Here is a 23,457-nt window from a genome sequence, read left to right on the forward strand (position 1 = left end):
GGCACCTCCGCCGGGTAGTCGCCGCCGACCGCGACCCGCCCCGGTCCTGGCCCCGCCGGGACCGGGGCCTTCCGCTGCCCGGGGAGTCCGGGCCCGCTGGCGACGGGTCCGAAGCACCGTTCCCGGGTCCGCGCCACCGGGACCGCCACGGGCCGGAACGGCGCAGGGCCTTCGACCGCGTGCTGGGCCGCCCGCGCGGCGCGGTTGTCGTCGGTGTCCTCCCCCATCGCTGGTGGCGCGGCTCCTGATGCGGGTCACGCCGTCGCCGGCCGGCCCTCCCCCACCGAATTCCTCCTCAAGGTGGCGGCCCTTCAGGGGAACCACCGGGCTATGTCACCCGGGTTTCCCCATTCTTTCCCACTGTCGAGTGATTGTTGACGCGTTACCTCGTCGCTATCTTGTCGGGTGCCCGCCGGGACGGTGGCGCGCACCATCCACGATTTCCGTTCTCCGCCTCCCACCCCGCCGTCACACGACAGAAACGGCCGCATTGCCTGTTCCTCCCCGCGCTCCGGACCAACGAACCGGAGGACGGTTCTCGCTCTTCGGGACCCCCGTCTCCCCTGGTCAGCCGCGTGGTGATCGGCCACCGGCCGGCATGCGCGAGCGCGGGTCCCGTTCTCACACCGCACCCGGGTGGCGCGCGGCGAGATTTCCTCCACCACGAAGAACCGTGATGCGTCCGGACGGGTGACACGCACACGGCCGAGCAGTACCTCAGTTCCGAATTCCCCACGGAAAGGGAAACAGTGCCCGATTCAACGACCAGTACCGAGTCCACGGAAACGACGGTCCCCGCACCCAGGAACGTTCCCCTCGCGCGCCCGGTTCCCCCCGGTGACGTCCTCGGCGGCAACGAGGTGTGGCGCCACGTCCAGCGCGGTCTGGTCTACCCGTCCCCGCACGCCCTCTTCGCGACGTTCTGGCGAGCGCCGGAGGGCACCAAGATCACCCTGGCGCTGCTGCGGCGGGTCATGTCCTCGCTCCGGGACATCATCCACTCCCGCTTCGGTGACGCCAACACCACCGCCGTGGTCGGCGTGGGGTTCTGCCTGTGGAACGAGATCTGCGCCGCGGAGGGCATGGAACCCCCGACCGGGATGCGCTTCGACCTGCCCGCGAAACGGAAGGACGGGTCGCCCACGTCCACGGTGTTCGAGCGGTCCGGCGGGACCCTCGTCGACTCCGACGCCGACCTGTGGTTCCACCTCAAGTCCGACGAGGAGGGGCACTGCGACGGGGTCTACCAGGAGTTGGAGCGTCTCCTCGACGAGGAGGGGTGCGTCGCCCGGCACCGGGAGCAGCAGCGGGCCGACACCAAGGCGACGGGTGAGAAGAAGCTGGGCGGCAAGGTCCTGGGCTGCCGGTTCTCCGAGAACCTCAACAACCCGACCGATCCGGTGACCCTGGAGACCCACACGATCGTCGGCAACGAGGACCCGGCCTACGCCGGGTCCTCGTTCGTACTGGCCCAGCGGTTCGCGTTCAACTGGGAACACATCCTCAACATGGGCCCCGACCAGATCGAGGACCTCGTCGGGCGCACCGCGGAGGACATCATCGTCCCCACCAGGGATGAACGCAGCCACATCAAGTGCGCCCGGGCGCAGGACGCCCAGGGCGACACGATGCGGATACTCCGGCTCGGGCTCCCCTACGGGCGCAGCGACGCCACCACCAACAACGACCTCCGGTTCAAGGGCGCCAGCCTCCGCGACGAGCAGGGGGTCTACTTCGCCGGCTACGCGCGACGCGCCGGCATCCTGGAGACCATCATGGACCGGCAGGTGGGCTCGCACGAGGGTCACATGGCGGACCGGTTGCTCTCCACCGTCCACTCCAACCTCGGCGGCGTCTACTTCGTGCCCAGCGCCACCGTGCTGGGGCTGGACCTGCCCGACCTGGACGACCTCGACGAGGTCGGGTGGGACGACTTCCCCGGCATGGACTGGAGTCGACTCGACCGGCACTTCACCGAGCGGTCCACCAACGGCCTGATGTTCTACAACCACCGCGACTGGCTCTACCAGATGAGCACCGCCGCCGGTGAGGACCGCGACCACTACCTGCCCCCCACCAAGCGGGTGCTCCGGCTGGTCGCGGCGGCGTTCTCCCGCTGGCAGGACAACTGGTACTTCGACCGCGTCCAGCAGGAACCCGAGCACCTGTCGTACTACCTCACTCGCGAACTCGGCGCGGAGGCGGCCGAGGAGATCATGGCGCGGCCGGTGATGGAACGCATGGGGTGGACGGTGCGCCTCGGCCTCGGCAGCGTCTTCGCCAGCGAGGAGTACGGGTTCCGGGGGCGGCGGCGCGACGCCGAGGGCAACTGGGTCAACGGCGCCGACACCTACCACATCGAACCGCTCGAACTGATCGTCGGCGGCATGCCCACCCTCGGGTTGGGCCAGGGCAAGTACGTCATCGACTACACCCGGGACGACGAGAAGCTCGCCAACTTCTTCCAGAACCTCGGCCCGGCCTCGGGGGTGGGCCACGTGGTCCCCGGCTACGAGAAGCTGCTGAGGCGGGGCCTCGGCGGGCTCGCCGAGGACGTCGCCGCCCTGCGGGACGCCGCCGAGGACGAGGACACCCGGCTGTTCTACACCGCCGTGCACCTGGCCCTGGAGGGGGTCCGCGCCCACTGCCTGGCCTTCGCGGAGCTCGCGGCGGCCACGGCGGACGCCCTGCCGGCCACGCGGGAGGTCGAGCGCGCCAACCTCGCCGAGGTCGAGTCACGGATGCGGCGGTTGTCCACCGACGCCCCGGAGACGCTGCTGGAGGCGGCCCAGCTGATCTTCACCATGCACTCCTGCCTGCACCTCATCGGGGAGCCGACGGCGATCGGGCGGCTGGACCAGCTGTTGCAGCCCTTCTACGAGTCCGACATCGCCTCGGGCGTGCTCAGCCCCGCCAACGAGGACGAGCAGGCCCAGGAGATCCTCGACTGCCTGTGGGTCAAGCTGGGCGGGAACGTGCTGTGGAACCGCATGTTCGTCGACGACCACCAGCCCGACGGGAACATGGCGATGGGCGGGATGGCCGGCAACTACCCCCAGGGCGCGGCCAACAACCAGTGGGTGCAGCAGATCACCGTGGGTGGCACGGTGGCCAACGACTCCCCGGGCAGCGGTGACCCGGCCTACAACCGCATGACCATGCTGTGCCTGCGCGCCGCCCGCCGGCTGCCGCTGAACGCGCCCTGCCTGTCCCTGCGGGTGCGCCGGGACATGCCGGCGGAGTACGCGGAGGAGGCGGCCAAGGCCCTGCTCAGCGGTGGCGCGCACCCGATCCTGATCAACGACGAGAAGGTCATCCCCGGTCTGGTCCGCAGCGGCGAGGAGATCGGCGACGGGCCGGACACCGGCGAGTACACCCCGGTGCGGGAGAGGGCCGGCGACTCCTGGAGCAGCGAGGTGCCCCTCGAGGTCGCCCGCGACTACGCCTGCGACGGGTGCTACGAACCCCAGTTCGTCGGCAAGAACTGGTTCACCCTCGGCGGGCTCAACACCCTCCAGCTGCTGGAGGCCACCCTCAACCGGGGCAAGTCGTGGTTGACCGCCGGACCGATGTGGTTCCGGGGGCAGCGGGTCTCGTTCACCTCGCCGAAGCCGAACGACATCGGCTCCTTCGAGGAGGTGCTGGACATCTTCTTCAGGCACCTGTCCTGGTCGTACGCCAAGCAGGTGGACGGCCAGCTCGGCGTCTACGGGAAGATGAGCGCGGTCTGCCCGTCCCCGCTGCTGTCGGTCTTCGTCGACGACTGCCTGGAGAAGGGCATGGACTACTACGCCGGCGGGGCCCGCTACAACGTGATCGGGCCGTGCTTCACGGCGTTGCCGAACACGATCAACTCGTTGTGGGCGGTGCGGAAGCTGGTCTTCGACGAGACGACCGCCGTGACCTCGCTGCCCGAGCTCGTCGAGGCGCTGATGTGCGACTGGGGCGAGTCGATGGTCGAACCCTTCGTGAGCACGCTGGCCGGGGAGGGCCGCATCGCCGCGCGGGCGGAGCGGTTCCGCGACCTGCGGGCCGCCGCGCTGGCCCTGCCCCGGTACGGCCGGGGGGACCAGGAGGTCGACGCCTTCGGCGACGAGTTCCTCCAGCGGGTGTCCGCCACCGTGATGAGCACCCTCACCGACCCGGCCCAGCCGACCGCGCGGACGCTGGTCGAGCTGGCGGAGCGGTACGGGAGCCCGGAGCACCCGTTCGGGATCCAGCTCCAGCCGGGGGTGGGGACCTTCGAGAACTACCTGGAGTTCGGTGCGATGTGCGGTGCCTCCGCCGAGGGGCGGCGGGCCGGCGAACCGTTGGCCACCGACCTGAGCCCGACCCCCAGTCCCGCCGACCGGCCGGTGGACCACCAGGAGGCCGACTTCCTGACCACGCTGCGCGGGATGACCGGGGCGGGCAGCGAGTCGTTCTGGGACATCGCCCCGACCGACTACAACATCCGGGAGGACTTCGGGCTGGACGCGCTGACCCGCGTCATCCGCGAGTTCGCCTCGGGTGAGGGGTCCAACCTGCTGACGGTGACGTGCGCCAACCCGGAGACCTTCGAGGGCGCGTGCCGCGACCCCGAGAAGTACGACGTGGTGCGCGTGCGGATGGGCGGCTGGTCGGAGTTCTTCATCTCGATGTTCCCGGCCCACCAGCGCACCCACCAGCGCCGTCCGATCAGCGTGATGACGGAGGGCTGAGGAAGGGACAGCGGGCCGCCGACGGCGGCACCGGATCGAGCGTGCCGGCTGGCTCCACCACTCCGGTGGTGGGCTGGCCGGTCGCCGGCCGGTCGCCGGCTGTGCGGCGGTCAGCCGCGACCGGTGATGCCCGGCGTCCCGTCGCCCCACCGGGCGGGGCGACCGCGAGGAACGGGGCGGTCGCGGGTTCGCGGCCGCCCGGACGATCGCTGGCTGGTGGGCGAGCCCCGCGCGCCGGTGCCCCGGCCACCTCGCCCTGGTCGTTGCAGGGCGGGCTGGGCCGCGAACGCCGGCGGGCCTGGTGCCGGCCTGGGTCTCCCCTGGCCGTCGCCCGGGGTCCGGCGGCGGGCTTGGCTGGCGTGGAGTGCCTCGCGCCGGGTGGGATGTCGTCCACTCCGGCCCGGCGAGGACGGGCGCGGCGCGAGGGTGGAACCGCGGCGGACTCGGTCCCTGACTCGGGACGCCGGCACCTCCGTCGCGGCCACCCGCCGCCCGTGGACCAGGTTCGCTCGACCGCGCTCGGGGTGCTCCCGCGTCACCACCAGCTCGGCGGCGCCCCTCACCGAGCCATCGCGGGATGGGGCGCCGCTGGCGAGTGGTGACGCGGTCGTGGGCCGGGCCGACATGAGACGCGGGCCTCCCCGGGCCGCTCCTCCCGGGGAAGGCACCGGGTCGCGTGCGGCGGAGGCGGTGCGGCCTCCGCCGCCGGAGCGGCCTTTCACGGACCGGGAGTTCCCGCCCCCGGGGCGCGGTTCACGCCTGGCGGGCCTTGTTGCGGGGATCCCGCTTGTTGATCACGTACACCTTGCCCCGGCGCCGCACGACCTGGGCCCCGGGCTTCTTCTTCAGCGATCGCAGTGACCTGCGGACCTTCATGAGCTTCTCCTTCGTGTCGACGGCCCTCGTGGCGGTGCCCCGGCACCGGGACCCGGTGGGGCGGAGCCCTCGTCCGCCCTGCGGGGCGGAGGGAGGCGTCCCCGTGCGGCGCCCCGGGTGGTGCCCCTGGGCGGGGCACCACCGTCGTGGATGGGAGGGCATCCCCGGACACCGTACACGACAACGATTTTCATTTTCATCCATGCTCATCATTCCCGGCCGACGACACCCAGGGTCGGGCGCGAGACGGGGCGAACACCCGGCGCCGGACCGCCGGAGGAGGCCGGGAACCCTGGCCCACTGGAGCCACACCCGCCTTCGGGCTGAAATGATTATCATTCTCGACATGACCGCGCATCGACTTCCGGTGGACCGCCCCTCCTTCGACACGGCGACGGCCCACTTCGACGAACTCGGACGTCACCTGTGGGAACCGATCGGGGCGGCCACGGTGGCCGCCCTGGCGCTCCGCCCCGGGGAACGGGTCCTGGACGCCTGCTGCGGGACCGGGGCCTCGGCACTGCCCAGCGCCCGACTGGTGGGACCGGACGGCGCCGTGGACGCCGTCGACATCTCGGATCCGATGATCGACCGCCTGCGGCGGCATGCCTCCGACCTGCCCCAGCTCCGCGCCTCCTCGGCCGACGTCACCACCTGGGAGCCCTCGGGGTACGACGTCGTCCAGGCCGTGCTCGGCATCTTCTTCTTCCCCGACATGGCTGCCGGCACCGATCACCTCGTCAGCCGGGCACGGGTCGGGGGCCGCGTGGGGTTGACCGTCTGGCGGCGCGGGGCGATGGAGGCGGCGGGCGCGCGCCTGGGCAGGGCCGTGTCCGAGGTGCTCGGGACCCCGCCCTCCGGGCCGCCCCCGTCCCCGCCGCCGGCCCGGGACATCCGGACGGTCGAGGGCTTCACGGACTGGCTGCGGGACCGGGGCCTGCACGACGTCGTGGTGCGGGTCCACGAACACCGGCTGCCCATGACGCCCGACATCGCCTGGCTCGTGGTCCTCGGCTCCGGCTTCCGCGCGGCCCTCGACCCCCTCGACGAGGAGGGGATCGAGGCGGTCCGCGGCCGCTACCTGGAGCTCCTCGCCGAGGACGACGTGACCGAGCTGGACGCGACAACCCTGGTGGGCACCGGGAGTCGGCGCTGAGGCCGGATGACGGTCGCCACCCGAGGAAGTCGGTGGACTCGGCCGGGTGCGAAAACCATTTCCAGGAATCACCATTCCCGCACCGAGAGTCATGAGCCGGAAACGGGATGCGACATCCTATTCGCCCGCGCCCGCCGCGAAGCCGGTTTCGGGGCTGTCGCCGCGCGGCTCGCGCGGAACTCCCCTTCCCCACCGCGACCGACAATGTTCCCGGCGCATTTCCCGGGAGAGGCCGACACCACCGGCGCCGGGAGCGTCCGCCCGCTCCATCCCGGCGCCGGGGGCGGCGGGGGCGGACCTGAGCCGACCGCCGCCCCCGAGGTAGCTCAGCCGCCCGCCGTGGTTCCGCCGGACACGTGCCGCCTCGTCCAGGCGAGCGCGACGGCGGCACCGGCGAGCGTGACCAGGACGGAGCTGGCGATCATGACCGGGTACCCGGTGACGCCCGCCAGCCCCAGCCCGACCGAACTGAGGACGATCCGGCACATCCCGATCATGGACATCGGGATCGTGTAGTCGGTCGCGGCCGAACTCTTCCTGGCCAGCTCCATCGAGATGGTCGACACCCACGTCATCTTGGCCCCGTAGGCGACGGCCATGACCACCAACGCCCCGGCCGTCAGCCCGTACCCGCCGCCGCCGAACGCCAGGGGCAGCAGGCATGCCGTCGCGACCGCCCCCACCACCCCGGTCACCACGACGGGAGCGGAACGGCCGAACCGGGTGATCAGGGCGCCCGCCACCAGGGCGACGGCGGCCTGCGCCGCGACCGCCAGCGTGTACTGGACCAGCGCGATCTCGTCGAGCGACCAGTCGACCGCCAGCAGCATCGCGGACTGCGGAGCGGACGCGAGCCAGTCACCGAGCAGGAAGACGGGGATCACCAGCAGCGTCCAGACGGCGGTCCGCCGCTGGCGGAAGAAGCTGAGCAGCGCCCGCCAGGGCTCCGACCGGTTGGCGGGCCGCACGACCGGCTCGACGAGCCGCGCCAGCACGGCGAGGGGGATGAGGAAGACCGCCGCCAGGGCCAGCAGGGTCGTCGTCCAACCCGCGTGGGAGTAGAGGAACAGGGCGCCGCCGGAGCCGATGAGGATGGACAGGCTCGCCGCCGCGACCTGGATGCCGTTGGCGACGCCGTAGTCGCTCGGCGGCAGCAGGCGGACCGCCATGCCGTTGATCGCGGTGTCGTGGAAGGCCGAGATGACCAGGAGCAGCGTCATCAGCACCAGGGTGGGCCCCAGGTTGTCCACGGGATCGAGTCCGGCGAGGACGACGAGTAACAGGACGAGCACGACCTGCGTCGACAGCAGCCACGTGCGGTAGTGGCCGAACCGGACCGAGCCGAACCGGTCGATCACCGGACCGATGAGGAAGCGGCTGAAGTAGACGACGCCGAGCAGGTTGATCAGCGCCACCGTGCCCAGGGAGACCCCCCGGCCGAGCAGGATCGTGCCGAGCGCTCCGAAGAAGAACGAGTAGCCGATGTCGGCGACCAGGAACAGCGCGGTGATGACGCCGAGCCGGTGCGCTCGCCCCAGCTGGCCGGGTTCCGATCGACCGGCCCGCCCGGGTGGGCCGGTCGTGGTCTCCGGTACGACACCGTGTTCAGTGCCCCGCATCGTCTCTCCCTACAATTGGCATGACTGACCGGCAGTCACGGTGAATACAACAGTTCGCGCAAACAGCGCTGTGTGCGGCACGGGATCGCGTTGTATACGCTGTTCCGGACCGAAAGGGGATGAGGTGGCACGCACGAAACCGGGCGAGCAGCGTCGCAGTGAATTGCTCGACGCCGCCGAATCACGCGTGCTTCAGGACGGCATCGACTCCCTCACGGTCGATGACATCACCGTTGGTGCCGGCGTCGCGAAGGGGACCTTCTACCTCCATTTCACGAACAAGGACGATCTTCTCGGTGCCCTGCGGGACCGGTACGTCCAGCGGTTCGTGAGCAACCAGCGGCAGGCTGCCGAGCCCAGCGGGGGTGTCGACAAGATCGAACGGTGGATCCTCAGCGGGATCGACGAGTACCGGCGTGACGTCCGGCTGCACGACCTGCTGTTCCACCACCCGTCCCGGCCAGAGGGCCCCGAGGACAACCCGGCGGTGGACGCGCTGCGCGACCTGCTGGTCGAGATCGGGGCGACGATCCCCGACCCCACGGCGACGGCGGTGATCCTCTACCACGCGATGCACGGGACGGCCGACCACATCCTGCACACACCGGCGGACGAGGACCGCATGCTCGCCGAGGTGACCCGGCTCTGCCGGATCCTGCTCGCGCCCGCGACCTGAGCACCCGGGCCCCGGGGCCTGACCCGCCCGCCCCGGCCGGGCCTCGGGGTGTCCACGGGGGCTCGCGCGCGCCCCCACCCGTCGTCGGGCACCCGGCACCACGCCGTCTCGCAACGCCCTCACCGCCTCGCTCCGGAAGTCACCTCCCGGCTCCCGTGGTTCGCCCGTTGGTGTGCACGGCCTCCGCCGGGGTACCCAACGCCCGGTCCGGCGGACGACCCTGGTTCGACCTTTCCGATTAGGTTAGCCTAGCCTTGAGTGGTGACTGACTGCCAGTCATTCCGTCGCCCCGGGGCCGGTCCCGGCGCCACACAGGCAGCCGACCAGGCACGCCGACCGCGCCCTGACCACGCGGCGACGCGACATGACCTCCACGACGAGGAAGGCTCATGACAACGACGGACACGACCACGGCGGAGCGCACCGCCCCACTCGACAACCCCCCACGCGGCCCCGCCGAGGAGGACAACCCCACCCTGGTCCGGGTCGGCGCGGCGGCTCGCCTCCTCCGGCCGGTCCGTCGCCACTTCATCACCTGCGGGGTGCTGTCCGCGCTCGCCGCCGCGGCGGGATTCCTCCCCTACCTGGCCATCGCCGAGATCGCCCGTGCGGTGCTCACCGCACCCAGCGCTGCCGCCGCCGCCCCCACGGTCTGGACCTGGGTCGCGATCGGTGGCCTGGGGGCGATGCTGCGCCTGGTGCTGCTGGGCTTCTCCTCCCACGTGGGCCACTACGCGGACGCCGAGATGCTCAGGGACATCCGGGTCCGGCTGGTGCGGCGGCTGGGGGTGATCCCCCTCGGCTGGTTCCGCTCGGCCGGCTCCGGCCAGGTGAAGAAGACCATGACCGACGACCTGGAGGAGATGCACCAGCTGATCGCGCACGCCCTCGGTGAGATCACCGCCGGGGCGACGGCGATCCTCGTCGGGTTCGGGTACCTGCTGTTCGTGGACTGGCGGATGGCGCTGATCACGCTGGCCGTCCCGGCGATGATGCTGCTCGCCTACCGCGTCTCGATGCGTTCGATGCCCGCCCACATGGCTCGGCTGCTCGCGGCCGAGGGGCGGATCAGCGCGGCCAGCGTCGAGTACGCCGACGGGATCAGCGTCGTGAAGGCCTTCGGCATCAACGGCCGACTGCTCGACCGGTTCGGCGCCGCCGTGCGGGAGCACACCGCGGCGATGCGCACCTGGGTCTCCGAGGTCCGGTACAGCTCGGCGTTGTGCCAGCTCTTCAACTCCGAGGTCACGGTCCTCGCGGTCGTCTTCGCGGCGGGGCTCGGTTTCGTCACGGCCGGGGAGCTCACCTTCGTCGACATCCTGCCGTTCCTGGTGGTGGGCGTGGGTCTGCCGACCTCCCTCACCCCGTTGATCCAGGGCAACCAGGGTCTGCGCAAGGCACGGATGGCGGCGGGGCGCATCGACGCCCTGCTCAACCGGGAGGCCCTGCCGGAGCCCGCCGAGCCCAGGACCCCGACCGGGCACGACATCGAGCTCGACCGGGTCACCTTCTCCTACGACGGGGCCACCAACGCGGTGGAGGACGTCAGCGTGCGCTGCCAGCCGGGCACCGTGACCGCGCTGGTCGGGCCGTCCGGCGCGGGCAAGACCACGCTGGCCAGCCTGCTCCCCCGGTTCTACGACGTGACCGGCGGAGCGATCCGCATCGGCGGGGTCGACGTCCGGGACATGTCCTCCGAGACCCTGCTGTCCTCGATGACGCTGGTCTTCCAGGACGTGGCGCTGCTGCGGGACACGGTGACGGAGAACATCAGGATCGGTCGTCCGGGCGCCTCCGACGAGCAGGTGCGCGAGGCGGCGCGGGCGGCCCAGATCCACGACGTGATCGAACGCCTCCCGCAGGGCTACGACACCGTGCTCGACGCGGTGGGTGGCGGGCTGTCCGGAGGTGAACGGCAGCGGCTGACCATCGCGCGCGCGATCCTGGCCGCCGCTCCGGTGGTGGTGTTGGACGAGGCCACCGCCGCCCTCGACCCGGACGGGGAGGCCGCCGTCCAGGACGCGCTGGCCACCCTGATCGCCGGTAAGACGGTGATCGTGATCGCCCACCGGCTGCACACCATCGCCAGCGCCGACCAGATCCTGGTCCTGGAGGGTGGTCGGGTCGCCGAGGTCGGGTCGCACCCCGTCCTCCTCGCCCGCAACGGCCTGTACGCGCGGATGTGGCGGGCCCAGCAGAACGGAGACACGGCATGATCCGCCACCTGTACCGCCTGTACCCGCATCCCGGGGTGCTGGTGCGGATGGGACTGCTGCACCTGGTCCTGGCGATCCTCCAGGGCGTGCTGCTCGGCATGTTGGTGCCGATCCTGCGGGCGCTGCTGCGTCCGGAACCGGATCTCGCCGCCGCCACGCCGTGGCTGGTCGCCGGGGCGGTGGGCGCCGCCGTGTACGGGGTGTTGAAGATGATCGCCACCCCGGTGGGCTTCGCCGCGAGCATGAGCCTGGCAGCCCAGCTGCGGCACCGCCTGATGCGGCACGCCGCGACCCTGCCGCTGGGCTGGTTCACCGGGGGGAACAAGGCGAAGCTGTCCCGCACGGTGACCACGTCGGCCGGCAACGTGGCCCAGCTGGCCTCCACGTTCGGACCACCGGCGATCACCGGCACCGTCGTGCCGGCGACGGTCGTGGTGGTGACCTTCTTCGTCGACTGGCGGTTGGCGCTGCTGTTCCTGGCGATCCTGCCGGTGGCCTTCCTCGCCCTGCGGCGCGCCGGGCGGATCACCGCCGAGGCGGACCGCGAGCTCGACGAGGCGGCCACGGAGATCGCGGGCCGGGCGATCGAGATGGGGCAGGCCCAGCCGGTGCTGCGGGCGGCCGGTCACGGCACCACCGGCACCGCCCGGATGCGGCACGCGCTGGACGAACACCGCACGCGGTACCGCAAGGGCCTGCGTCGTTCGCTGGTCCCCGACCTGACCTACACCGCCGTGGTGATGGTGGGGTTCGTCGCGGTGATGGTGCTGGGTGCGCAGTTCCTGCTCAGCGGCACCCTCCAGGTCGCCGACGCGGTCGCGTTGCTGGTGCTGGCGGTGCGGTTCCTGGAGCCGCTCGGCACCCTGACGGAGCTGCTGGGCACCCTGCACGCGATGGACAACTCCGTGACCCGGGTCGAGAACATCCTGTACACCCCGGCGTTGAAGCACCACCCGAAGCCGGTGCGCGAGTTGAAGGACGCGACGATCGAGTTCTCCGACGTCACCTACTCCTACGGAGGGACGCCGGCGTTGTCCGGGGTGTCCTTCCGGTGCCGGCCCGGCACGACCACCGCGCTGGTCGGGCCGTCCGGGTCGGGCAAGACCACGGTCACCCGGCTGATCGCCCGGTTCTTCGACGTCGACTCCGGCAGCGTACGGGTCGGCGGCGTGGACGTCCGGGAACTCGACCACCAGGTGCTGCTCAGCGACGTGGCCATCGTGTTCCAGGACGTGTACCTGTTCGACACGACGATCGAGGAGAACCTGCGGATCGCCCAGCCGGACGCGACCCACGAGGAGCTGATGGCGGCGGCGCGGGCGGCCCGGCTCAACGAGGTCGTGGCCCGGTTGCCGCAGGGTTGGCAGACGAAGGTCGGGGAGGGGGGCGCCCAGCTGTCGGGAGGCGAGCGGCAGCGGGTGTCCATCGCCCGCGCGTTCCTCAAGAAGGCGCGGGTGGTGCTGCTCGACGAGGCCGGGTCGGCGCTGGACCCGGAGAACGAGGGCGCGATCAGCGAGGCGATCGCGAACCTGTCGCAGGACCCGAACCGGACGGTGATCGTGATCGCGCACCGGCCGGCGACGCTGGCCACCGCCGACCACGTGATCGCGCTGGACGGCGGCCGGGTCTCCGAGGCGGGGACCCCCAGCGAGCTGCGGGCGACCGGGGGCACCTTCGCCCGGTTGTACAACCAGTACGAGCACGCGCGGAGCTGGCACATCGGGGCGGCACCGGCCCCCTGATCCGCCACCGCCGACGTCCCGGCCGGGGAGGTCAGCCCGGCCGGGACGGGTCCGTCCCGTGCCCGCGCGATGCGCACCGGGGTGGTACGCGGCGGATCTCCCCTCGGGTGTCCGGCGGATCGGTGCGCTCCGGCTCGCCCGGTGTGCCGGCTGGCGCGCGCCTGCGGGATGGGGCGGCTGGTGTTCGGGAAGGGCGACGCGTGAGCGGCATCCCCTTTCTCGGGCACTCCCGGGCCCGTGTGCGGGAAAGCGCGTCGCCGGGGCGAGTCGGTGGGCCAACGGGAAATGGCGGTCCTCGCCCCGGCGGCGGGGTTCGACGGGCACCCATTCCGGATTTCGCGCGGATCTCACCCGAACTCTCGCGGAATACTCGATCCCGGGTCGTCACCGTGGGCGGGATGCGACGCGGAGGGCTCGCCTTTTCGGGTGCCGCCGCCCCCACTGTCGGCGGGCCGTGTCATGTTCGGGCCGGCGTCGGGTCGAGGGACGCGCCCTCCTCCAAGGGGGCGTGTCGGGGGATCACCGGGCACACCCGTGCCGGGCGAGGTGCCCACGGCCGGGCTGGCGACGTCCGGCGCCCGCAGGGCTTGGAGCGGGGGTAATCCCAGGTCAACGAATGACGATGGGGGGTGACCGGGATGGCTCCACTCGGACCGAGCGGATGCGGCCGTTCCGACCAGTGGTCGGGCCCGCTCGGGGGACGGCCGGCCGTCGAGGGGCCGGGCAGCCGATGGTGGTCTCCTCGCGCTGCCGATCGCTCCGCTGGCTGGCGGCACCGGTTCTACACCGAAGAGACGAGGTGTACACCTCCCGCACGTCTTGACAATTCGTTCCCATGATAAGTGAATAAGTAATCATGGATGAGGCTTACACTTACGAGCGCGGCGCCGACGTGATCTGGCCGGAGATTGACCACCTGATCCCGAAGTCCGTTTTCGCGGAACTGTCGGAGGAGGCGGAGGAAAACGACAGGAACGGACGGTTGTCGGATCGCAGTGTGGACATCCTGCGGTCCGCCGGGTATTTCGGCCTGCCGATTCCGACCGAGTTCGGTGGGAGTGGGGCCTCGTTGGCGGAGTGCTGTGCCGTGCAGCGGGCGGTGGGCGCGGCCGATCCGGCGCTGGCGGTCGGCGCGAACATGCACCTGTTCTCGCTGGGTTTCATGGTGGAGCACTGGCGTCGACACCAGGACGAGTCGGCCCAACTGCTCCGGGACGTGGCCCGGGACAACCTGGTGATCGGTTCGGCGTTCGCCGAACCGGGGCTGGGCGGCGCGCTCACCCGGTCCAACTGCCCGGCCCGCAGGGTGGGTGACAGCTGGATCGCCAACGGCGTGAAGGTGCCCTGCTCGCTGGCCGAGCGGAGCGACGTCCTGTGCCTCCAGGTGGTCGACGAGGCAGGCGGGCCGGAGAGCCTGGTCGTGGCGCTGTTGCCCACCAACAGCCCGGGGGTGTCGATCGACCGGACCTGGGACACCCTGGGGATGCGGGCGTCCGAGTCGGACGCGGTCCGGCTGACCGAGTGCGAGATCACCTCGGACATGGTGATCCACCGCAGCGAGCCGGGGTCGATGGGTGACGAGGTGTTCGCCGCGGGGCTCGGCTGGTTCTGCACCACGGCGACCGCGCTGTACCTGGGTGCGGTGTCCGCGTCGATCGACCAGGCCCGGGCCGCCCTGGCCAAGTCGCCGATCAGCCACCTGAGCGCGTCGAGGTCGGCGTTGCCGTCGTTCCAGGCCGCGCTCGGTGACATCTACGCGGAGGTGTTGCCGTTGGAGGCGGCCTGCGTGGGCCTGGCCCGCCAGCTGGACGAGGACAGGGTGGACCCTCGTACCCTGGCGCCGGCCCTGATGGCGCTCAAGCACCAGTCGGTGGAGATCGCCATCCGCGCGGTCGAGATGGCCTCCGAGCTGGTGGGGGTGGCCTCCTACTCGTCGAGCGGGACGGCGTCGCGCCTCATCCGGGACGTGCACGCGGTGCGCTTCCACCCACCGACACGGTTCGTCACCCGGCAGGCGCTCGGGAGGTGGGCGCTGAACCTGCCGTGGAGCTTCGAACTGGCCGAGCGTCCGACCGACTAGTGGACCAGGCGGGTTTCCCCCCGCCCCGTACGGGGCGGACGGTGATCGGGTCGCCGGCCGAGCCCGTGCCCCGGTGGCCGGGCCCGGGCACGCTCGCCCCGGCGGTGTGGTGGTCCAGCCGGTGCCGTGCGCCGGTGTGGCCCTCGCGCCAGGAAGCCGCTCCCCCGGTCGTCCCCCCTCCGCCGTCCCGCTCGGGTGGGAGGTCGGCGTGTGGTGCGGCAGCACCGACCCGCCGGCGGTCACCCAGGCTGCCCTCGTCCCGTCCCTCCTACCGCACGGTCCTGCTCCCCCTGGCCCGGCCCGAGAACGCGGCGCGGGTCAGCGGGGAGCCGGAGGGCCGGCCGGCCGGTACGACCTCCGGAGCGCCCCGGTGTTCCCGGCGTTCGCGGCGGCTCGGATCCGGCCGTTGACGCGTTCCGGCTTTGCTCACCCCCAACCGCTGAGAGAGGACACCATGTCGGAAATGACCGCCGCGGAGGTAGCGGCTCGTCGCAAGGTGATGCAGTGGCTGTTCGGCACGATGGCGACGCAGGTCGTGGGCGTGTCCGCCAGGTTGAACCTGGCCGAGGCCATCGGTGACGAGGAGGCACACGTCGACGACCTGGCCAAGGCCTACGACATCCCGGCGGAGCGGTTGAACAGGCTGCTGCGAGCGCTGGCCGCCCTGGGGCTCTGCGAGGAGCGGAGCCCGGGGAGTTTCGCGCTCAACGACGCCGGCTCCCTGCTGCGCCGGGACACGCCCCGGTCGCTGCACTACCTGGTGCTGCTGCTCACCGAGCCGGTCATGCAGGAGGCGTGGCTGAACCTGGGAACGAGCGTGCGAACCGGTCGGACGGCGTTCGAGGACCTCTTCGACGAGCCGGTGTTCCAGTACATGGCCAACAAGCCGGAGTTGTCGCAGTTGTTCAACGCGGCGATGAGCCAGCGCACCAGGTCCGACGGGGTGGCGGGGTCGCTGCCCGAGCACTACGACTTCGCCCGGTTCACCTCGCTGACCGACATCGGTGGCGGGGACGGCACCCTGCTCGCCGCGGTGCTCGCCGAGTTCCCCACGTTGAAGGGTGTCCTGTTCGACACCCCGCAGGGGGTGGCCGAGGCCAAGGCCACCCTCGACGGCGCCGGGTTGAGTGACCGCTGTGGCGTGGTGGGCGGTGACTTCTTCGACTCGGTCCCCTCGGGCTCCGACCTGTACATGATCAAGAGCGTGCTGCACAACTGGGATGACGAGCGGTGCGTCGAGATCCTCCGGCGCGTCAGGGCCGGCATCCCGCCGGAGGGCCGGTTGTTGATCATCGAGCCGGTTCTCCCCGAGGTCGTCAGCTCGGACACGGCCCGGATCGAGGCGGCCGAGGACCCGTACATGAGTGATCTGAACATGATGGTCCTCATCGGCGGCCGGGAACGGACCCGCACGGACTTCGAGAAGTTGTGCGGCGACTCCGGTTTCGCCGTCGAACGCGTCATCGACCTGCCGGCCGACGTGGACTTCAGCCTGGTGGAGGCCCGCCCGGTCTGACCGGTTCGCGACCCACCGCCGAGTACCGAGCACGCGGGGAGGTCGCACCGACACTCGGGCGGGGTTCACCGCCGTCCGGGGGCGGCACCGCGCACGGCGCCGCCCCCGGACGGGGTGGTCACGACAGCACCAGTCGGTCCCCGTCCTGGTCGCGCAGGGCGGTGAACAGCGAACGCAACGCCGTCTCCGTGCGGTCGATCTCCTCGTCGGTGATGTACAGGGAAGGCGAGAAGCGGAGGAAGCCGCTGCGCGGGCCGGCCGGCAACACCCGGATGTGGTGCTCGCGGAGCAGGAAGCCGGCGAGGACGTAGCCGAGGAACCCGTGGGCCGCCTTCTCCCGGATCGCCTGGGAGGTGGCGTTCGACTGGTCCCGCAGTTCCAGGGCCAGCATGAGCCCGGTCCCCCAGACCGCGCTGACCACGTCGGAGTGGTCGGCGCGCACCGACTCCAGCATGGCCTCCAACCGCTGCCCGCGCTCCCGCACCCGCTGGTAGACGCGCCCGCCGTCGGCTTCGACCATCTCCAGCACCTTGAGCGCGATGGAGGCGGAGAGACCGTCCTTGGCGAAGGTCGAGCTGTGGATGACCTCCATCGCCGGCAGGAAGCGGTCCTGGCGGATCAGGGCCACCGAGTTCTTGACGATCCCGCCCCCGATGGCCTTGGCCAGCGTGTAGTAGTCGCCTCGGATGCCCAGGAGCGCGCTGCCGAAGAACGCCCCGGTGCGACCGATGCCGGTCTGCACCTCGTCGACGACCAGCGGGCAGCCGAGGGTGTCGCGGAGCCGGTGGAGTTCCTCGGCCAGTTCCGGTGTCACCGTCTTCATCCCGGATCCCCCGCGCACGGGTTCGACGAAGATGGCGGCGACGACGGGGAAGTCCCGTTCGACGACCCGGACGGTGTCCTTGTCGAGGGACAGGGTGAGCACGCTCCGACGCTCGTCCTCGACGATCTTGCCGATGAGCTCCGGCTCGTCGGCGGGCAGGAAACGCGCCGGTGACGACAACGCGGTGAACGGGGTCCGCCAGGGTTCGTTCTGGGTGAGCTGGATGCTGCCGACGAGTTTGCCGTGGAAGGAGCCGTCCAGGGTGAGGAACAGCGGCCGTTCGGCGCGGCGTTCGTCGTTGTGGCGGTGGATCTCGGCGATGACGCCGTCGACGTCGCCCGCCCCGCCACCGACGAGGGGGAGGGAGGCGGTGTCCAGGGTGGCCGTTCCGGTGGTGAGGGCTTCCCTGGCGGTGTCGAGTTCGGTATCGATCTCGGCGAACAGCGCGGTGATCCGCTCCTGCCGTTCGAGCTCCGCGTGCTTCATGCAGATCTCGTTGGCCTCGGCTCCGCTGTTGGCGAAGATGGCGTTGTAGCGGTCGTCACGGCCGGTCTCGCGCCGCATGATGTCGTTGAGGATGCGGCTGATCTGGTTGGCGCGGGGCTGTCGGGAGAGCTGGGCGTGGACGACTGTGCCGGCGTCCAGGGCGGCCTTGGCGTGGGCGATGATCTCGGGGTGGTTGTGCCCGAAGATGAGGGATCCGAAACCGCAGGCGTGGTCGAGGACCGGGACCTCCCTGCCCTCGTCGTCGAGGTAGTAGACCGTGTTCCCCTCGGCGCGGACGTACTCGACTCCGAGTCCCATGCTCGTCAGCCAGCCGTTCAGTACGGCGTCCGCGTAGACGGGCTCACCGGATGGATGGGTCATCACCAACCTCTTTCCTGTGCGGGGAACGTCCGTGCCGCCGACCGGTACCGGGAACGGCCGGCGCTGGGGTTCTCGGCATCGCGTCGCCCACCATGCCGGAACCGGCGGTGCGACGCGTGGGGGGACTGGTCACGTGACCATTCTCCGCCGTGCCGACCTCTTCATTAGAGTCGTTCTCCGCCACGGGTACAACGGGTCTACATCGCATGGCATAGAACGCGACTCCTACCACCGCCATATTGTTCCGCCATAATTTTCCCTGGAATAGTGGTACGGTGCGAAAATCAGCGGAAATCGCGGGCGCCGGCTTCGCGGGACTGACGGTCGCCACCGAACTCGCCCGTCTCGGGTGGCGGGTCCAGGTCCACGAATCCGCCGATCGGCCGCGCACCTTCGGCGCGGGGATCTTCCTCTGGGACAACGGCCTGCACGTCCTGCGGGAGCTCGGGGTCGTCGACCGGGTGCTGGCGGGCTGCCACGAGGCCGTGCTGTGGGAGGAGCGGACGGCCACCGGCGAGCGGATCGGCGTGCGCCCCCTGGCCGCGCGGGGCGGGCTGCGCCTGGTGACCCTGCCCCGCCACCGTCTCATGACGTCGCTGCTCTCGGCCGCGGGCGAGGCGGGAGTGCGGGTGCGGACGAGGTCCAGGGCGGTGGGCGCGGACCCCGACGGCGCGTTGCTGACCGCCGGTGGGCACCGGTGGGAGGCGGACCTGGTGGTGAGCGCCGAGGGCATCCGCTCCGCGCTGCGGGTCAGTCTGGGCGTGCCGACCGAGCACGTGGTGTTCTCCGCTGGAGCGTGCCGGTTGTTGGTGCCCTGGGGCCGGGTTCCGGGTGGTGGGGACATGTGGCGCCAGTACGTCAACTTCAGCGACTCCCGGTCCCGGCGGCGCGTGTTGTACGTGCCGTGCGGGAACGAGGTCGTGTACCTGCTGCTCGGGGCGGAGGAGACCGATCCGGCGTTGCGCCGCCCGCTCGACCCGGGGCCGTGGTGCGCGACCTTCCCCCCGCTGCGGTCGCTGTTGTCCGAGCTGCCGCCGAGGCCTCGGTTCGACCGGTACGAGGCGCTGCGGCTCACCACCTGGTCGGTGGGCCGGGTGGGTCTGGTCGGGGACGCGGCGCACGCCATGCCACCCACGCTGGGGCAGGGCGCGGGCACGGCGCTGTCGAACTCGCTGGCCCTGGCGCGTTCGGTGGACGGGTCGGGGGATGTCCAGGCGGGGTTGCGCTCGTGGGAGGCGGCGCAGCGGCCGATGGTGGACCTGACCCTGGAGGAGTCGGTGCGGGGTGTGTCGTACATGTACCCGGGGCCGGGGTCCCCTGGGCTGGACGGGTGGCCGGGGAGCGCGTTCGACATCGCCGCCCACCGGGTGCCACCGCGTCGCGGCGGGTGAACCGGCGGTGGTGGGGGGCGCTGGTCGCCCGGATCGCGCCGTCGCCGCGTGGCGAGCCGGGGATGGCCCGGCGTTTCGGGTGGCGCGATGGGTGGCCCGTGCCCCTCCCCCCTCGTCGTCCGGCGGTAGGGGACGGCGGTCGAGTTCCGTGGTGTCCCGCTCCGTCGGCGCGGTGGTCCGTCATCCCCGGGGGCCCGCGCCGCTCCCGCCCCGCCGGAGGTTCGGGGTCGGCACCGCCGGGCCAACCCCGACCGCGCCGCGGCCGACGGTCGACGGGGCGGCCGCTCGGTCGGCGGCGGGCAACCCGGTGGTCGCTGGCCACCCGGCGGGGTGCGGATGCGGGGTGGCCCTCCCCGCCGCTACCGGTCCTCGGCGGCGAGGGCGCGCAACCGCTTCTTGTCCACCTTGCCGATGCCCAGGTAGGGCAGCGCGTCGACGAACTCCAGGCGCTCCGGGAGCTTGTAGCGGGCCAGGCCGCGGTGGACGAGGTACCGGCGGACGTCGACGAGCGTGGGCGGGGTCCCGTCGGCCACCACGAAGAGGCACACCTCCTCCCCGTAGCGGGGGTGGGGGCCGGCGACGGCCGCCGCCGCCGCGATCGAGGGGTGCTCGGCCGCCATCAGTTCGAGTTCGACCGCCGAGATCTTCTCGCCGCCCCGGTTGATGACGTCCCGGTTGCGCCCCTCGACGATCAGGGAGCCGGAGGGGTGCACCCGGACCAGGTCCCCCGTCCGGTAGAAGCCGTCGGCGGTGAAGGTGCTCGCGTTGGACTCCTCGTCGCCGTAGTACCCGGCGACGGTGTAGGGGCCCCGGGTCAGCAGCGCGCCGAGTTCCCCCGGTGGCACCGGGTCGCCGGCGTCGTCGACGACCCGGATCTCGTCGGCCGGGGACGCCGGCCGGCCCTGGGTGTCGAACACGACCTCGTCGGTGTCGTCGAGGGCCGTGTAGCAGAGCAGTCCCTCACTCATGCCGTAGCACTGCTGGACCTGGCACCCGAGCACGGCGGGCACCTCCTCCACCTGGCCTCGGCGTGGGCGGGCGCCGCCCACCTGCAGGACACGCAGGCTCGACAGGTCGTGGGTGGTGGCGCGGCCCGCGTCGACCCACCGTTCGACCAGGGCGGGGACGAGGGTGGTGTGGGTGACCCGTTCCCGTTCGACGAGGGCGAAGGCCTGTTCCGGTTCGGTGCTGGCTCCCAGGACGACGCGTCCCCCGGCGGCGAGGGTGCCCAGCACCCCCGGGCAGCCCAGGACGAACCCGTGGGTGGCTGGCATGACGGCCAGGTACACCGACTCGGGTCCGACACCGGCCAGGGCGGGGGTGTGGCGCAGCTGGTAGCCGTAGGCCTCCTGGAGCCGGGGGATGACCTTGGGGGGTCCGGTGGTGCCGCTGGAGAGCAGGCACAACGCGGCCCGGTCGAGGTCGGGCGCGGGCTCGGCGGTGTCCTGGACCGCCGGTCCCCCGGCGCCGTCCTCGGCGGGGGCGCACAGCGCGGCCAGGTCGACGCAGGAGGGGTCGGGCTCTCCGCTGAGCAACACGGTGCCCAGGCAGGCGTGTTCCTCCCGCAGCCGCTGGGCCATGGCGAGGTGGTCGAACCGCGCGTGCCGGCGGGGGACCGCGATCGCCACCGGGCGGGCCGTGCGGACGACGTGGTCGAGTTCGTAGTGCCGGAGGGCGATCGGCGTCATGATCGGGGTGGCGCCGATGCGGGACAGCGCGAGCGCCAGCACGACGAGTTCGGGCTCGTTGGGCAGTTGCACGACGACCATGTCGCCCGCGCGCACCCCGAGCGCGGTCAGCCGTGCCGCGGTCGCGCTCACCGCCGAGCGGAGCTCGCCGCGGGTCAGCCGGCGTTCGCCGGCGACGAGGGCGACCTGGTCGGCTTCGGCGGGGGCGTCGTCGAGCACGATCTGGTCGACGCGGCGGGGGATCCAGTAGCCGGCCGACCGGTACTCGGCCGCCCGCGCCGGTGAGATGCGCACCAGCCCGTCCTCGCCGGTTCGGGAAGCGTCCCCGCCGGGGGCCGCGGTGTCGGTGGCCGGGGCCCCACCGCCGTTGACCGCGGGGGCGGCGTGCTCGTCCCCGGCCGCGGGGGTGGCGCCGGCGGCCTCGATGCGCGCGCTGAGCTCACCCAGGGTGTAGTCGTGTGCGTCCCACAGGTCGACCACGATGCCGTAGTCACGGCCGAGCCGGGCCTCCAGTTCCACGGTCTCGGTGGAATCGAGCGCGAGGTGGGCGCGCAACCGCAGGTCGGGCGCGATCTCCTGCTCCTCGACACCGAGTTCGGTCAGAATCCTTCGCAGTTCTTCCACGACGTCGCCCTCACCGCGCAGCAGGAATTGTCCGACACCTGATCAAGGTATTGCCGACGGCGCTCCGGAGAAATCCGACTCTGGTCGTAGAACCTTCAGTACCGAACGGCCAGTAGCCATACCAGGCACGGGCCCGGAGGATCGAAATCGCGGGCCCAGGTGAATTGACCGACCGCGTGTGCGGAACGCGGCGACGGCGGTTCCCGGAACTACGGAGAAGTGACGGCGGTATGCCAGCAGACCGGTACATGGTTCCCTATCCTTCGCGCGGCACGGTGCTCGGCGACACGGAGCTCGGTGCCGTGAGCGAGGCGCTGCGGTCAGACCAGACTCTGTCCGCGGGTGGTTATCGCGAGGCCTTCGAGCGGCGGTTCGCCGATCTGGTGGGCAGTCGGCACGCGGTGTCGGTCACCAGCGGCACGGTGGCGGTGCAACTCGGCATCGCGCTGCTCGGCCTGCGCCCCGGGGACGAGGTGATCGCGACCCCCCAGACGTACAAGGCCACGGTGCAACCCCTGTTGGACGCGCCGGTGACGGTGCGGTTCTGCGACGTGGACCCGCACACCCTCAACGCCGACCCCCGGAGCGTCGAGGCGTTGATCACCGACCGGACCCGGGCGATCCTGCTGGTGCACTACGGCGGGCTGGTCGCGGACATGAACGAGATCATGCGCATCGCCCGCGCGCACGACCTCCTGGTGCTGGAGGACTGCGCGCACGCGCTGGGCAGCGTCTACCACGGGCGGCGGCCCGGGACGCTCGCCGACATCGGGTGCTTCAGCTTCCACTCCAGCAAGAACATCACCACCCTCGGCGAGGGCGGCATGGTGACGGTCAACCGGGACGACTGGGCGGAGCGGCTGGACCTGATGCGCTCCAACGAGTCCGACAGCGTGTACGCCGACGCCCCCAGGCTCATCGGCGACCGCAAGCGGGCCTCGGCGTGGATGTTGCACCCCGGTAACGCCTTCACCCATGACTGCGTGGAGATCCGGCACCCGGGGACGAACGCGACGTTGTGCGAACCGGGCGCGGCCATGGGCCTGGCCCAGTTGGACCGGCTGGACCGGCTGATCTCCCGGAGGCGGGCGATCGCGGCGAAGATCAACGCCGTGCTGGAACGCTACTCGTTCGCACGCCCCGTCCAGGAGCCACCCGGTGTGGTGAGCGCCTACCACCTCTACACGTTCCTGCTGGAGACCGAGGACGGCCAGGCGCGCGACGCCGTGGTCGACAGCCTCGACCAGCGGGGGGTCGAGATGCGGCTGCGGTACTTCCCGCTGCACCTGCTGCCCGAGTGGCGAGCCAGGGGGCACGAGCTGGGTGAGTGCCCGGTCGTCGAACGCCTGTGGTTCGAACGGCAGATCAACCTGCCCTGCCAGCCGAGTCTCTCCGACGCGCAGGTCTCCCACCTGCTGGAGGTGCTGGACCGGACGTTGGCCGAGGCGGAGAACGGCATCCGCGCGTTGGCGCGGACTTGACG

General features: G+C 71.6%; 13 protein-coding genes. 9 read left to right on the plus strand and 4 right to left on the minus strand.

Translation table 11 applies throughout. The features are described from left to right. Positions 1–749: 749 nt before the first annotated feature. Positions 750–4,700: a Dyp-type peroxidase gene (locus tag G443_RS06140; RefSeq protein ID WP_245588942.1), complete on the plus strand. Its 3,951-nt coding sequence runs from the start codon at positions 750–752 to the stop codon at positions 4,698–4,700. Between the two features lie 753 nt (positions 4,701–5,453). On the opposite strand, the gene ykgO is transcribed toward G443_RS06140, so the two are convergent. Beyond that, positions 5,454–5,576, minus strand: coding sequence for a type B 50S ribosomal protein L36 (gene ykgO / locus G443_RS06145; RefSeq protein ID WP_016698990.1), 123 nt, complete (start codon positions 5,574–5,576; stop codon positions 5,454–5,456). A gap of 346 nt (positions 5,577–5,922) precedes the next feature. Here ykgO and G443_RS06150 point away from each other — a divergent pair, with 346 nt between their 5' ends. Then, complete coding sequence (locus G443_RS06150) at positions 5,923–6,732, plus strand: class I SAM-dependent methyltransferase (RefSeq protein ID WP_035293026.1); 810 nt, start codon at positions 5,923–5,925, stop codon at positions 6,730–6,732. A gap of 326 nt (positions 6,733–7,058) precedes the next feature. Here the strand turns inward: G443_RS06150 and G443_RS06155 are convergent, their stop codons facing one another. Then, a complete protein-coding gene (locus G443_RS06155) occupies positions 7,059–8,351 on the minus strand; it encodes an MFS transporter (RefSeq protein ID WP_026420387.1) in 1,293 nt (430 codons plus the stop codon). 124 nt (positions 8,352–8,475) lie between these two features. On the opposite strand from G443_RS06155, the gene G443_RS06160 reads away from it, so the two are divergent. The 5 genes from G443_RS06160 (at position 8,476) to G443_RS06180 (ending at position 16,581) form a co-directional block, all read left to right on the plus strand. Beyond that, positions 8,476–9,027, plus strand: a complete 552-nt coding sequence (locus tag G443_RS06160; RefSeq protein WP_162147338.1) for a TetR/AcrR family transcriptional regulator — start codon at positions 8,476–8,478, stop codon at positions 9,025–9,027. Between the two features lie 389 nt (positions 9,028–9,416). Next, positions 9,417–11,243, plus strand: coding sequence for an ABC transporter ATP-binding protein (locus G443_RS06165; protein WP_026420388.1), 1,827 nt, complete (start codon positions 9,417–9,419; stop codon positions 11,241–11,243). Next, positions 11,240–12,985, plus strand: a complete 1,746-nt coding sequence (locus G443_RS06170; protein ID WP_026420389.1) for an ABC transporter ATP-binding protein — start codon at positions 11,240–11,242, stop codon at positions 12,983–12,985. The genes G443_RS06165 and G443_RS06170 overlap by 4 nt, the downstream gene beginning before the upstream one ends. An 856-nt stretch (positions 12,986–13,841) precedes the next feature. After that, positions 13,842–15,065: an acyl-CoA dehydrogenase family protein gene (locus G443_RS06175; protein ID WP_051314328.1), complete on the plus strand. Its 1,224-nt coding sequence runs from the start codon at positions 13,842–13,844 to the stop codon at positions 15,063–15,065. 463 nt (positions 15,066–15,528) lie between these two features. Then, positions 15,529–16,581 (plus strand): methyltransferase, encoded by a 1,053-nt coding sequence (locus G443_RS06180; protein WP_245588943.1) that lies wholly within the window; start codon positions 15,529–15,531, stop codon positions 16,579–16,581. Between the two features lie 118 nt (positions 16,582–16,699). On the opposite strand, the gene G443_RS06185 is transcribed toward G443_RS06180, so the two are convergent. Continuing rightward, positions 16,700–18,271 carry an aspartate aminotransferase family protein gene (locus G443_RS06185; RefSeq protein WP_026420392.1) on the minus strand — a complete coding sequence of 524 codons (1,572 nt, stop codon included), beginning with the start codon at positions 18,269–18,271 and terminating at the stop codon, positions 16,700–16,702. A gap of 275 nt (positions 18,272–18,546) precedes the next feature. On the opposite strand from G443_RS06185, the gene G443_RS06190 reads away from it, so the two are divergent. Continuing rightward, positions 18,547–19,662 carry an FAD-dependent oxidoreductase gene (locus tag G443_RS06190; RefSeq protein ID WP_245588944.1) on the plus strand — a complete coding sequence of 372 codons (1,116 nt, stop codon included), beginning with the start codon at positions 18,547–18,549 and terminating at the stop codon, positions 19,660–19,662. 359 nt (positions 19,663–20,021) lie between these two features. On the opposite strand, the gene G443_RS06195 is transcribed toward G443_RS06190, so the two are convergent. Then, positions 20,022–21,974 (minus strand): AMP-binding protein, encoded by a 1,953-nt coding sequence (locus tag G443_RS06195; protein WP_026420393.1) that lies wholly within the window; start codon positions 21,972–21,974, stop codon positions 20,022–20,024. A 230-nt stretch (positions 21,975–22,204) separates the two neighbouring features. Between G443_RS06195 and G443_RS06200 the strand changes: the two genes are divergently transcribed. After that, entirely contained in the window at positions 22,205–23,455 is a 1,251-nt protein-coding gene (locus tag G443_RS06200; protein ID WP_030107170.1) for a DegT/DnrJ/EryC1/StrS aminotransferase family protein, read from the plus strand. Positions 23,456–23,457 lie beyond the last annotated feature (2 nt).

It is taken from the genome of Actinoalloteichus caeruleus DSM 43889, from assembly GCF_000429185.2.
Lineage (GTDB): Bacteria > Actinomycetota > Actinomycetes > Mycobacteriales > Pseudonocardiaceae > Actinoalloteichus_B > Actinoalloteichus_B caeruleus.

Coding starts and splice junctions, on each gene's coding strand:
- ykgO (WP_016698990.1), bottom strand. CDS start 5,576: ATGAAGGTCCGCAGGTCACTGCGATCGCTGAAGAAGAAGCCCGGGGCC.
- G443_RS06150 (WP_035293026.1), top strand. CDS start 5,923: ATGACCGCGCATCGACTTCCGGTGGACCGCCCCTCCTTCGACACGGCG.
- G443_RS06155 (WP_026420387.1), bottom strand. CDS start 8,351: ATGCGGGGCACTGAACACGGTGTCGTACCGGAGACCACGACCGGCCCA.
- G443_RS06165 (WP_026420388.1), top strand. CDS start 9,417: ATGACAACGACGGACACGACCACGGCGGAGCGCACCGCCCCACTCGAC.
- G443_RS06170 (WP_026420389.1), top strand. CDS start 11,240: ATGATCCGCCACCTGTACCGCCTGTACCCGCATCCCGGGGTGCTGGTG.
- G443_RS06175 (WP_051314328.1), top strand. CDS start 13,842: ATGGATGAGGCTTACACTTACGAGCGCGGCGCCGACGTGATCTGGCCG.
- G443_RS06180 (WP_245588943.1), top strand. CDS start 15,529: ATGACCGCCGCGGAGGTAGCGGCTCGTCGCAAGGTGATGCAGTGGCTG.
- G443_RS06185 (WP_026420392.1), bottom strand. CDS start 18,271: ATGACCCATCCATCCGGTGAGCCCGTCTACGCGGACGCCGTACTGAAC.
- G443_RS06200 (WP_030107170.1), top strand. CDS start 22,205: ATGCCAGCAGACCGGTACATGGTTCCCTATCCTTCGCGCGGCACGGTG.